11 protein-coding genes are annotated in these 12,077 nt (G+C 45.8%); 6 read left to right on the top strand and 5 right to left on the bottom strand.

The annotated features are described in order from the left end of the window. Positions 1–12 precede the first annotated feature (12 nt). The 5 genes from QFZ48_RS11425 to QFZ48_RS11405 all read left to right on the top strand — a co-directional run bounded on the left by QFZ48_RS11425 (position 13) and on the right by QFZ48_RS11405 (position 4,823). Positions 13–1,005: a M28 family peptidase gene (locus tag QFZ48_RS11425; RefSeq protein ID WP_429062339.1), complete on the top strand. Its 993-nt coding sequence runs from the start codon at positions 13–15 to the stop codon at positions 1,003–1,005. 57 nt (positions 1,006–1,062) lie between these two features. After that, the gene (locus QFZ48_RS11420; RefSeq protein WP_429062338.1) at positions 1,063–1,704 is read left to right on the top strand and encodes a DNA-3-methyladenine glycosylase family protein; all 642 of its coding nucleotides are present in this window, start codon (positions 1,063–1,065) and stop codon (positions 1,702–1,704) included. Between the two features lie 41 nt (positions 1,705–1,745). Beyond that, positions 1,746–2,363, top strand: a complete 618-nt coding sequence (locus QFZ48_RS11415; protein WP_429062337.1) for an alpha-ketoglutarate-dependent dioxygenase AlkB family protein — start codon at positions 1,746–1,748, stop codon at positions 2,361–2,363. Positions 2,364–2,378: 15 nt separating this feature from the next. Then, a complete protein-coding gene (locus QFZ48_RS11410; RefSeq protein ID WP_429042930.1) occupies positions 2,379–3,281 on the top strand; it encodes a hypothetical protein in 903 nt (300 codons plus the stop codon). Between the two features lie 111 nt (positions 3,282–3,392). After that, a complete protein-coding gene (locus tag QFZ48_RS11405) occupies positions 3,393–4,823 on the top strand; it encodes an META domain-containing protein (protein WP_429062334.1) in 1,431 nt (476 codons plus the stop codon). 133 nt (positions 4,824–4,956) lie between these two features. Here QFZ48_RS11405 and QFZ48_RS11400 read toward each other — a convergent pair whose 3' ends face one another. From QFZ48_RS11400 to QFZ48_RS11380, 5 genes are all read right to left on the bottom strand, one after another. Next, a complete protein-coding gene (locus QFZ48_RS11400; RefSeq protein ID WP_429042934.1) occupies positions 4,957–5,721 on the bottom strand; it encodes an AraC family transcriptional regulator in 765 nt (254 codons plus the stop codon). Positions 5,722–5,842: 121 nt separating this feature from the next. After that, positions 5,843–6,187, bottom strand: a complete 345-nt coding sequence (locus QFZ48_RS11395; protein ID WP_429042935.1) for an IPT/TIG domain-containing protein — start codon at positions 6,185–6,187, stop codon at positions 5,843–5,845. A gap of 261 nt (positions 6,188–6,448) precedes the next feature. Next, complete coding sequence (locus QFZ48_RS11390) at positions 6,449–7,879, bottom strand: anion permease (protein WP_429042938.1); 1,431 nt, start codon at positions 7,877–7,879, stop codon at positions 6,449–6,451. Between the two features lie 15 nt (positions 7,880–7,894). Beyond that, positions 7,895–9,061: a porin gene (locus QFZ48_RS11385; RefSeq protein WP_429062331.1), complete on the bottom strand. Its 1,167-nt coding sequence runs from the start codon at positions 9,059–9,061 to the stop codon at positions 7,895–7,897. A gap of 151 nt (positions 9,062–9,212) precedes the next feature. Further along, positions 9,213–11,375, bottom strand: coding sequence for a S46 family peptidase (locus QFZ48_RS11380; RefSeq protein WP_429062328.1), 2,163 nt, complete (start codon positions 11,373–11,375; stop codon positions 9,213–9,215). Between the two features lie 209 nt (positions 11,376–11,584). Here QFZ48_RS11380 and QFZ48_RS11375 point away from each other — a divergent pair, with 209 nt between their 5' ends. Beyond that, positions 11,585–12,022, top strand: a complete 438-nt coding sequence (locus QFZ48_RS11375) for a hypothetical protein (protein ID WP_429042949.1) — start codon at positions 11,585–11,587, stop codon at positions 12,020–12,022. The last annotated feature ends 55 nt before the right edge of the window (positions 12,023–12,077 follow it).

Raw genomic sequence — 12,077 nt, 5'->3', positions numbered from 1 at the left:
TTCCGGAAGATAATGCGTAAAGCTCTTATTACACTGACAGCGCTGGCCTTAACGGCCGGCGCCTGCCAGCAGAATAGTCAGACAACCGATAACACCACCGACAGTACCGGCGAAAGCAAGGTAGCTAAAGTGGATGTACCGGTACCCGTTTTCCAGGCAGATTCTGCATATGCGTACACCGCACAGCAGGTAAGTTTCGGACCCAGGATACCCAATACGCCTGCGCAGGAGAAATGTGCCAGCTGGCTGATCAGCAGCTTACGCAATTGGGCAGATTCCGTGTATGTGCAGCGCACTACCGTTACCGGTCCCAAAAACGAAAAACTGCCCTGCATCAATATCATCGCCAGCTTCAACCCCGCCGCCAGGCAGCGTGTTTTACTGCTGGCTCACTGGGATACCCGTCCCTGGGCAGATGAAGATGCCTTTGATAAAACAAAGAAGCTGGACGGTGCCGATGATGGCGCCAGCGGCGTTGCCGTACTGATGGAAGCAGCCAGGCAGTTCCGTAAACAAAAACCGGAAGCCGGCGTGGATATCCTGCTGGTAGACGTGGAAGATTACGGCGCTAAAAATGACGAAAACTCATTTTGCTTAGGTACCCAGTACTGGGCGAAAAATCCGCATATTCCCGGCTATAAAGCAAACTACGGTATCCTGCTGGACATGGTAGGCGGCCGTGGCACCCAGTTCTATATGGAAGGCTCCTCCAAACAATATGCAGGCGCCCAGATGAAAATGTTCTGGGATGTAGCCAATAAACTCGGCTATTCTGATATATTCCGCTATGAAAATAATGGCGCATTTATCACGGACGACCATATCGCGGTAAATACCATCGCTAATATCCCAACATTCGATATCATTGCGTTACAGTCGAACAACGACTTTGCTCCTCACTGGCATACACAAAACGACAATATGGATGTGATTGACAAGAAAACGCTGCAGGCAGTCGGACAAACACTGTTGCAGGTAATCTATACACAGCCGTTTAGTTATTAATAACCGGAGGGTCCGGGGTGAAGAGTGATGTGACGTATTAACGCTAAAAATAGTTTTATGCCCAGGTCCAAAAGCACCCCGGAAGCCATTCCGGTACATTATGTAGCCCATCTCAGCAAAGATAAAAAGCTGCAGAAAATTATCAATGGCCCTTTAACGGAGCTGACTATACGAAAAAACATCTGCCTGAAACTGATTGGCTCCATTATGAGCCAGCAGCTGTCCACCAAAGTAGCAGACGTCATCTATTCCCGGTTCCTCGACCTCTACGGCGGCCGGGAGCCAACAGCACAGCAGATACTGGATACCGCGCCATTAACCCTTCGTGGTATCGGTTTATCCAATGCCAAGGTAACCTACGTCCAAAATGTGGCAGCGTTTATCATCGCCGAAAAACTGACCGACAGCAAGCTTAAAAAGATGGGGAACGACGAAGTGATTGCCTATCTCACACAAATCAAAGGCGTTGGCCGTTGGACAGTAGAAATGCTCCTGATGTTTTACCTGGGCCGCGAAGACGTATTTGCCATGGACGACTGGGGATTACAGCAGGCGATGATTAAAATCTACAAGCTGAACCGGGAAGACAAAAAAGCATTCCGGGAGAAGCTGGTCAAAATCTCTGAAAAATGGTCGCCTTACCGCACACATGCCTGTCGCTACCTTTGGGCATGGAAAGATAATACACCCGATAAATAACTAGACATATACAGTGCGTAGCACGGTTGTAAATTTGTGTTATGAATGTGCAGGGAAGTTTTTTTAACGATGAGGGTGCCGGGAAGATTGCATTACTGAATGGAGAGCTGGCTTACCATCCGCAGTTTTTTAACCTGGCGGAAAGCAACCATTTTATGCAGGTATTGCAGGAAACCATCACCTGGAAACAGGAATCCATGAAAATGTACGGCAAAGAGGTGTTATTCCCACGTTTAATGGCCTGGTATGGCGACACTGCCAGCTCCTACAAGTTCTCCGGGAACACCTTCTCCCCCCAAGCATGGACAGCAGAATTACAACAGATACGCGATCGCATAACGCCGGTGAGCGGCCAACAGTTCAACAGCGTATTGCTCAACCTCTACCGCAACGGCAACGACTCTATGGGCTGGCATGCAGATGATGAACCGGAATTGGGCCATCACCCGGTAATTGCCTCGGTGAACTTTGGCGCAGCCCGCCGCTTTCAGCTGCGCTATAAAAGTGATCACCAACGGAAGTATGAATTATTATTGCAACACGGTTCCCTGCTCATCATGAAAGGACCATTACAGCAATACTGGGAACACCAGGTCCCGAAAACCACTAAAGTATCAAACGGAAGAATTAACCTCACCTTCCGGTTTATCCACCCCTAAAAGATGGCATGTACTATGAAAAACCTTGTATTATTAATCGGAAATGACATCAACAACATCTCACGCGGCCAAAGCTGGAAAGACCTGCTGCAGGACATCATCACCTTCTGCCACGCCGGCGATTGCGTGGAACTGGATGATAAAAAACCTTTTCCGCTCCTGTATGAAGAAATCTTTCTAACCGCCAGTAAAAATCACCGTATCAGAGAAAAAGATCTCAAGTCTTTCATCGCCATCAAAGCAGCGGAAATAAAGGCCAACCCGCTGCACAGCGCTATCCGCGAACTGAAGCCGGCACATATCCTGACCACCAACTATGAATTCACGCTGGAAGGGCAAATACCATTAGAAAACACCAGCGTCATCAAGGAAAAGTTTTACAGTATTTTCAGGAGATATGAAGTAGATAATATCCATTACTGGCATATTCACGGCGATTGCCTCAACCCCATGAGCATAAATCTGGGGTTTGAACACTATGGCGGCCAGTTACAACTGATGCGCAATTACGTGGTAAGTGGCACCGTGTACTCTTCCAAAGAAGTACCCAAGCCCTCCCTGCTCCGGCGCATTCACTCCCGGGAAGTATATTTTCACTCCTGGATAGATCTTTTTTTCACAGAGGATATACACATCTTCGGACTGTCGCTCGACTTTGTGGAAACTGATCTCTGGTGGCTGCTCACCTACAGGGCACGGCAAAAGTTTCATCATAAAAACGTGCCGGTTCCCAATCACATCTTCTACTATATCCCGGAAGAATATGTGGCAACCTCTAAATTCAAACTGGACCTGCTCACCGCAAATGATGTGACCATTGTAAGCCTGCCCGGTAAAGATAAACTGGGATATTACGAATCTATCATCAAACAAATCGGGAAGACCCGTCAAACGACCCACCATAGCAGCACCAGGTAATACCAGGGCCTGAAAGTGAGACTGGCAGCGTTTTTGCAAAATACAGTACAATCCTTCAAAAGAGACAACCTCATGACTCCTTTTGTTGTTAACTATTAAAATCTATATTTTATGTTATTGGAATTAGCAATCACTCTTGCCACCACCTTTATGGCCCCGGTACAAAGCAAACAATCACCCCCCAAAACGCAGGTCATCTATGTAAAAGAATCAAAGGAACCCTGTACCGGCGTGGCTCCCATGGAATGTTTGCAGATAAAAGGAGTAAATGATGCAGACTGGTCAAACTTATATACCAATATCAGCGGCTTTAAATATACCCCTGGCTACCGTTATAAGCTTAGGGTAAAAATTACCCGGGTAAAGAACCCACCGGCAGATGGCTCTTCCCTGAAATATACCCTCGCCAAAGTGCTGGAAAAAAAGAAGATCAGCAATACCGGTTCAGCAGCTATCACCGGAAAGAAATGGGTGTTGGTAAAAATGGATAATGAAGCCATTTCCGATGGCGCCATCTGGATGGAGTTCGACGCCGGTCAGAAACGTATTCACGGTAAAAGTGGTTGCAACAGTATGATGGGCGCATATAGTACCTCCGGCAGCAATATCACTTTTTCCAAAACTGCCGGCACACTGATGGCTTGCCCCGACAGAGACATGATGCGCCGCGAAACCACCTTCATGAAACAGTTAGGCGATCAAACATTTCAATATGCCATATCAGGACAAACCCTGAACCTCGTCCAAAATGGCAATACCGTACTGCAGTTCCGCCTGGAAGAAAAAGATGGCAGCACTTCCAATAACAACCGGGCAGCTGTTGGTAATAAAAAATGGACCTTGAAAATGATCAATGAAGGAGTAATCAGCAACTCCGGTATATGGCTGCAGTTTGATGAAGGCAAAAAACGTTTCAGTGGCAAAGGCGGCTGTAACAATATTTCCGGTGGCTATACCGCCATTAAAAATAAGATCACTTTCACACAAGCCATGAGCACCCGCATGATGTGCGGCGATGCAGATGTAATGCACCGTGAAGCCGACTTCCTGAAACAACTCGGCGGACATACCTTTACCTACACCGTAAACGGTGAAACCATTGACCTCTACGAAGGCGGCAAATTAGTGATGCAGTTTACGCTGGAAAGTAATGGTAACGATCAGCAGGGAAACGCGTCAAACAATAACCAGTGGGCTTTCATTGGCAGCAAAAAATGGAACGTGATCAAACTGAATGATGCTACAATAAGTAACTCCGGGATCTGGCTGGAATTTGATATCAATCAGAAACGCTTCCACGGCAAAGGCGGCTGCAACAGCATTTCCGGCGGATACAACGCTACCGGCGATGAAATAAAATTCACACAGGGCATCAGCACCCGCATGGCCTGTGCAGATGCAGATGTAATGCGCCGCGAAGCTGAATTCCTGAAACTCATCAGTGATAACTCCTTCCGGTATGATGTGGCGGAACAAACATTAAACCTCTATAAAGACGGGAAAATTGTAGTGATGTTTGGTATGCAGGATAAAACACTGTAATATTATTTACACATAATCCATCATAGAAAAAGCAGCAAGGGGTGACCTTTGCTGCTTTTTTTGTGTTTAATATCGGTCATTAAAAATAATTCAATTACCACATGATAACATCTGCAAAAAAAACTTTCATTCATCACCGTTGCATATAGCTGGTAGGACTTTCCCCTGCAAATGACCTGAACTCACGGGTGAGATGTGCATGATCATAAAAGCCGTGGTCCAGCGCCAGCGACAATAAGTGAGGATTTGAGAGGCTTTTCAGCTGCTGCTTCAAACTTAGAAATCTTACAATACGTGCGAATGTTTTCGGAGATACGCCGGCTGTCTGCAAAAAGTGCCTTTCAAAATTACGGGGACTCATATACACCTGTGCTGCTAAAACATTTACTGCTATAACACCTTTCGATTGCCTGATCTGCGCAATACTATGTTGCATTTTTCCGGAGATGATATTTCCGGCCGGCAACCGCTGCAAGAGGAACTTTTCCAGGCATGCTAGTTTTGCGGCTATCCCCTGGGCCTTCATCAACAATGGCTCCAGTGCAACATGCCATCCGGAAGCAATATCGCGCAAGGGAACATGATCATCCGTAATCAATTGTAAAGGCAGCCCTGTAAAACTATTCAGTCCTCCCGGCTTAAAACGGACTCCTAACAAATAGGTATTTGCATGAAGGATAGTATCATGGAAGGTGGTCATGGTGCCTACTACAAAAGCATTACCTGGCATTATTTTCAGCGTTTCGTCAGCTGCAATAATGTCTTCACTAATATTAAAAATAATATCCGCACAGGTATCCGGTAATATACGCTGCTGCATAAAATGCAGTCCCCCTCCTATCCAGTAGGCGTCTACATATGCAGTCAATAGCGGATGTGGCCGGAATTCCTTATACATGCCTCTAAATTAAAACATTATTACGAATGGCGGTTTTATACACAGCTCCGCCAATGCAGGAAATTCTTCGCATTATTATCTGTGTATAAAACCGCTATCCGTAATTTTTAATTCATCACGCTTACTTCGCTGCTACGAGTTTGGGATGATATGCAAACAACATCGCGTTGGATACATTATTTCCTACCGCAACTACTACAGGCACTGTGGTGGCCTTCTGCACAGGTACCTGCACCAAAAGGGTGTTACCATCTGCACGCAGAATTTGCGCAGGTACGTTACCAAAATTCACTTTATTTTCGTGCAAATCTTCACTAAAACCGTGTCCTTTGATCAGGAGGAAATTTCCTGCATGTCCTTCTACAGTTACTACTTCAGCGGTGTTTTCTGTTGAATTCGGGGAACAAGCCGTCATGGCCATAATTAACAGCATAAGGGCTGTCACAAACAATTTAAACTGTGTCATCTTATTTTTCTTCTTTTTGGGGGGTCACAACCCTGTTACAAATAATTCACCGGGGTTAACACTATTGCAATTGCAACTCTTATCGGCAACAGTATATATTCGGTATTCAAACGGACGCAAAGGTACAATCATTCCTCCAATAAAAAAACAAGCTATCAAAAAAATACGTAGAATTACGTATACGGTTATATGATTTTACTGCTTCAAAACCTGTGCTCTATTATGTTCCATTGACTCATAAAAATATTTTTTGCGATTCGTTTACCAGATGCCGAGTACTTTCCACCAGCCGCCGCCAATGCCTATCCAGATAAGGATAAGCACGATGCTCAGAATAAACCCGCATCTCCACCAGTCTTTCAGATCTACATAAGTACTTCCGAAAAATACCGGTGCAGGTCCATGACCATAATGGGTAAGTGTTCCGAAGATGCCACCGCAGTATCCCAGCGCCAATGCAAGCAGCATACCCGGTATGCCTACAGAAATACCCACACTTAAAAACGCGGAATACATAGCCGCTACATGGGCCGTAGCGCTGGCGAAAATATAATGACTGTAAAAATATACGAGCACTATAATCGGGAAAGCTATTGTCCATTTCATACCACCTACTTTCTGTTTGATCAGGTCACTGAACCACGGAATAAAACCCAGGCTGTTCAGGAAACTGGCCATCATTACCAGCGCAGAAAACCATACAATAGTATCCCAGGCGCCTTTCTCCGACTTCACATCATCCCAGGTAAGCACCTGTGATATAAGCAGGAATACTAATCCTATCAGGGCGGTAGTGGTAGCATCTATCCCAAACAGATCTCCCGTTATCCACAGGAACAGCAGGATCACAAATGCCAGCAGCATCAACCATTCGTTCCTGTGTACCGGCCCCATTTCCTTCAGCTTTTCAGATGCCATAGCAGGCGCATCTCCTGTAGACTTCAACTCCGGCGGATAGATCTTATACAATATCCATGGCACTGCAATAATGGAAATAATCGCCGGCACCACTGCCGCTGTGAACCACGACATCCAGGTGATATCAATACCCAGGTTTTTCGCAAACTTCTGACACATGGGATTACTCGCCGTACCTGTTAAAAACAGGGAAGACGTAATAAGATTCATGTTATAACTGTTCAATGTAAGATAGCCGCCCAGCTTGCGATGGGTAGCCGGGTCTTCCGGCACGGAACCAAAGTTGATAGCCATAGATTTCATGATGGGATAAATAATACCTCCTCCCCGCGCGGTATTACTGGGCACCGCCGGCGCCAGAACCAGGTCGGCCAAACCCAGCCCGTAAGCCAATCCCAGTGGGCTGCGGCCAAATACCCGGACGAACAGGTAAGCAATACGTTTTCCTAAACCGGTTTTAATAAATCCCCGCGCAATAAAAAAAGAAATCCCTATCAGCCAGATCACTTTATCACCAAAACTGCTGAGCGCCAGCGTAATGGATTTCGCCGGATCACCCGGCGCCAGCACGCCGGTGAGGGCCACCAGCGTAATAGCCACCACCGACATAGTGCCCATGCTTGCCGCTTTCATAATAATACCGACAATGGTTGCCAGGAAAATAGCCAGCAGATGCCAGGCTTCCGGCTTCACTCCTTCCGGCGCCGGGATGAACCAGATCAGCAAACCCACCGCGAGAGTAATTAACAGTTGAGGATACTTGATTTCTTTCATATAAACTCACATTTATTAAAACCTGCATTGTACCTGCACAATCAGCAGATTGCTGTTATGCGTTTTTGTTCCGGGAATATCTTTGTTATACTGGTCTATCTGCATTCCTAACTGAATACGGCCACCGTAATCTTTCAGAAAAGCCAGGCTGATCATGGGGATATAGGATTGCCGGATAGCGCCATCATGTTTTTTGTTTTCATCAAAATATTCATACCGCATGGAAAGCTCGATAGAGGTCAGCTTATGATAGTTGATCTTGTAGCGTAAATTGGGAAGTACGTATATCCCATCCATTATATAACGGCTTACTCCTTCCCCGCTGCGGACGCTGTCTGGCAGGGCGTAGTAGAGCTGATGATTGTTACCCTGTTTGTATTCCGACTGTAACTGCAGATCCCATTTGGGTGCCAGTGGAATCACTCCGCTCACATCTACCCCCAAAGCATACACGCTTTGTCGTTTCACTGCGCCAAAGCCGCCATTCAGCCCCAGCGAAAGTTTATTCATCTCTCCGAATTCCAGCCGGGTCGTTCCCAATTTACCGTTGTCGTTGTCTGATGGCTGGTTGCGGTTGTTCCCATTCACCACGGAAACAGCATACTTCATAGGGATCTTACTGTTCTTGTTAAACGCCCCGAACATCGATATGCCGATCTGGAAGCTTTGCCAGCCGTTGCTGCCGAACGCATAATATTGGTTGGAGAAATCCATCGACTGGATAATGTCTACAGGGTACAGATCTTCTAAACCAAAAGATGGCCGGAATTGCCCCACGGTGAAGTTAACTGCATCGTTCCAACGGTAAGAGATATACGCATTTTCAAGGACCTTCCCTTTGGTATCTCCGGAAAATTCAGCCAGGTTAATCAGCACTGCCGCTGTAAAACGGTCGCTCACCTGCGCTTTGGCCTGTAAACGGGCACGCTTGATACTGAAGCTGTTTCGTACTACTTCTTCTGCATCCGGCTGATGCATTCCGTTTACATCCACATCACGTATCAACGACCCGGTATACCTGGCCTGGAAAACACCCCCGAAAGATATCTTCTTGATAAATCCGGCTATTTTTTCGATGGACGAATCCCTGGCAGTAGTGTCTCCCGGCGGCCATGCAGATGCGTTGGCAGAAAAGACACAGATAAAAAACAGGATAGCAAAGAGTAAAATTCGTTTATGCATGCACGGTTGTTATTAGATGTTGGAAACAGCCTATGGAGATAACACCATGCAACAAAAAAATGTTTTGGGTAAAACAGAATTAACCCGCAATAAAAAGTCCCGCACAGGGGCTACCTGTGCGGGACTTTCTGATCAAATGCTTACCCGCAGATTATTTCACCAGTTTCAGCTCATTGATAATATTTTTTGCACCTCCCAGTTTGTCAATACACCACAGTACATAACGTACATCTACACAGATAGTACGATTGTACTCAGAATCAAACTGAATTTTGTGACTCAGGGCTTCGTAGTTACCATCAAAAGCGAGCCCAATCAGCTCGCCGTTGGCATTGATAACAGGAGAGCCGGAGTTACCACCGGTGATATCGTTGGTAGTGATAAAGCCAACTACAATATCATTACGTTTAGCATCTTTGTACTGACCGAAATCTTTTTTATTATACAGGTCAACATAATTTTCAGGCAGGTCAAATTCATAATCGCCTGGTACATATTTCTCTATAACCCCTTTCATAGTGGTTACATAGTCGTAATGCACGGCATCACGCGGAGAATATGGTTTTACCTGGCCATAAGATAAGCGCATGGTAAAGTTTGCATCAGGATACCTGTTGGCGTTAGGACTCATCTGCATAACACCTTTCAGGTAAGCGCGGCCAAGATCGTTATTTTTAGTATTGAACTGGTCGTATAACGGCAGGTATTTACCTACATAGTTTTTGATGAATGTGCTGGCATAGGCAAATACCGGATCGTTCTGCAGGGTTACTGCATCCGGGTTTGCTACAAATGCGCTCCATTTGGCATCATCAAAAATAAATGTATTGGCCATTAAGGAAGCAGCCCAGGTATTGTATGTTTTGTCTTCATCAAGAGGGCCATATTTTGCTTTCAGCGCATCATAAAAACCAATGGGCTGTTGATCTTTAGAGATGTCGGTGTAGAACATATGACAGGTAGCTGCAAGGATTTTCTGGTCGGATGGTTTGTTTTCTCCTTCCAGGAATGTCTTACGGGCTTTATCAGCTGCATCTACTGCCTGTTTAACGGCTTCTTTGGGAGCGCCTGGTGTTACCAATGCTCTTTCCACGCCCGTTAAAGAAGCTGCGAAAGCCGCTACCGGGGAGCCCATGATACCTTCATTCAGGTAAGTGCGTTGTTTGGCGTAGGGAGTCCATGCCTTATAGGCGGCCTCGTAGTCGGAAAGGATATTGGCAAATTCAGGTTTGCCTTGTGCCCATTTGGCAAAAGCAGCTTCCTGTTTTTGTTTATCGGCCAGTACGCCGTGTTTTTGCAGTTGCTTTGTTTCGCCGTCAAAAAATTTCCAGTAGTTGGCGATCCCGGCATAAGAAGATGCCAACTGCAGTTTTACCGCAGGATCTTTCTTCATCTGCTCAAACATGGCCTTCAGTCTTACATCGCGGAGATTTACCACGGAAGGGTTTTCGATGGATGTTTTCAGCTGTATGCCGTAAGAAGTTTCATAACGGTTGGTGCCGCCGGGGTAGCCGAAGATCATGGCATAGTCATTTTCCTTTACACCCTTGATAGATACGGGGAGGAAATGTTTTGGCTTTAAAGGCACATTATCAGCGGCATAGGCAGCAGGCTTGCCGTCTTTACCGGTATATACACGGAACACGGAGAAGTCGCCGGTGTGGCGGGGCCATTCCCAGTTATCGGTATCACCGCCAAATTTACCCACGCTTTCGGGAGGCGTACCTACCAGGCGGATATCTTTATAGCGCTCGTATACAAACAGCAGGTATTGATTGCCTTTGAACATAGGCACCACCTTCGCTTCATAACCGGTGTTGGCAATAGTTTTAGCGACAATTTCTCCATATACCTGTTGTTCTTTCTGGGCTCTTGCAGCACCATCAAGTCCTTTCAGCGCATCTTCCACCTCCTTGCTCACATCTTCCACTCTTACCAGGAATTGTACAGACAGCTGGGAAGAAGCAATTTCTTCCTGTTTATTTTTTGCGTAGAAACCGTTTTTCAGGTAGTTGTGTTCTACAGAACTGGCGGCGGCAATAGCGCCGTAGCCGCAGTGGTGGTTTGTAAAAATGAGGCCCTCATTACTTACAATTTCACCGGTACAGCCGCCACCAAAAATAACGATGGCGTCTTTCAGGGATGCTTTATTAATACTGTACAACTGTTCTTTCGTTAGCTTCAGTCCTTTCTTCACCATGTCGTTGTACGTTTGCTGCCCCAGTAAATAAGGCAACCACATGCCCTCATCTGCTTTAGCCCATTTGATACTTACGCTAAGCAATAAGAGCAAAACCAGTAATTTTTTTCTCATATTAAGTCAGGTTTTGTTTTTTTAAGGACCTCAAACCTAGCTAATTTTTCGTTACCGGGCGCAGGTATAAGGACCAACGGCTGCAAACATCTGATAAATATAAAAATATGATCAGGGTCTAAACAAAAAAACTGGAATATGTTTTGATAAAGGGGTACGGCCGGAAGGCTGTGCCAGTATTTAAAAATCACAAAAAAAATCGTCGGAACATGAAAAAGGTATTCTTACTGGCGGGCATTGCCGCTCTATTTGCCTGTAACGAGAGTAGCACTCAGCAGGAAAAGAAAGAAGAAATAAAAGAAGATATTAAAGAAGCCGGGCAGGAAATAAAATCTGCCGCCAGCAGTACAGGTGATTATTTATCTGAGCAAAAGAAACAGGCGGAAGAAGCTATTCAGGAGCGTATCAAAGAAATAGACCAAACCACCCAGGAATTAAAAAAGGACGGGGACGAGAAAAGCGTGGCTGCCCGTAAAAAGCTGGAAACACTGAAAGCACAGATGAATAAAAAGCTGGACGACGTAAAAAACAGCAGCGCCGACAAATGGGACAGCACCCGGGAAGCCGCCGACCAACTGATGAAAAAATCCGATAAAGAGTGGACCGATTTCAAACAGGACTTTAAAGATCTCTTTAAAAAAGATTAAAAGAAGGTGGCCGGATTACTTCAAAAATCCACAATCCTTGTTCCTTGAACATTAA

It is taken from the genome of Chitinophaga sp. W2I13 (genome assembly GCF_050434005.1).
Taxonomy (GTDB): Bacteria; Bacteroidota; Bacteroidia; order Chitinophagales; family Chitinophagaceae; genus Chitinophaga.
The sequence above is the reverse complement of the archived record's forward strand: the minus strand, read 5'-3'. Positions and strand labels throughout refer to the sequence as shown.

What these genes read in the sequence shown, in the direction of transcription:
- QFZ48_RS11425 (WP_429062339.1), top strand. Translation starts at nt 13, where the DNA reads ATGCGTAAAGCTCTTATTACACTGACAGCGCTGGCCTTAACGGCCGGC.
- QFZ48_RS11420 (WP_429062338.1), top strand. Translation starts at nt 1,063, where the DNA reads ATGCCCAGGTCCAAAAGCACCCCGGAAGCCATTCCGGTACATTATGTA.
- QFZ48_RS11415 (WP_429062337.1), top strand. Translation starts at nt 1,746, where the DNA reads ATGAATGTGCAGGGAAGTTTTTTTAACGATGAGGGTGCCGGGAAGATT.
- QFZ48_RS11410 (WP_429042930.1), top strand. Translation starts at nt 2,379, where the DNA reads ATGAAAAACCTTGTATTATTAATCGGAAATGACATCAACAACATCTCA.
- QFZ48_RS11405 (WP_429062334.1), top strand. Translation starts at nt 3,393, where the DNA reads ATGTTATTGGAATTAGCAATCACTCTTGCCACCACCTTTATGGCCCCG.
- QFZ48_RS11400 (WP_429042934.1), bottom strand. Translation starts at nt 5,721, where the DNA reads ATGTATAAGGAATTCCGGCCACATCCGCTATTGACTGCATATGTAGAC.
- QFZ48_RS11395 (WP_429042935.1), bottom strand. Translation starts at nt 6,187, where the DNA reads ATGACACAGTTTAAATTGTTTGTGACAGCCCTTATGCTGTTAATTATG.
- QFZ48_RS11390 (WP_429042938.1), bottom strand. Translation starts at nt 7,879, where the DNA reads ATGAAAGAAATCAAGTATCCTCAACTGTTAATTACTCTCGCGGTGGGT.
- QFZ48_RS11385 (WP_429062331.1), bottom strand. Translation starts at nt 9,061, where the DNA reads ATGCATAAACGAATTTTACTCTTTGCTATCCTGTTTTTTATCTGTGTC.
- QFZ48_RS11380 (WP_429062328.1), bottom strand. Translation starts at nt 11,375, where the DNA reads ATGAGAAAAAAATTACTGGTTTTGCTCTTATTGCTTAGCGTAAGTATC.
- QFZ48_RS11375 (WP_429042949.1), top strand. Translation starts at nt 11,585, where the DNA reads ATGAAAAAGGTATTCTTACTGGCGGGCATTGCCGCTCTATTTGCCTGT.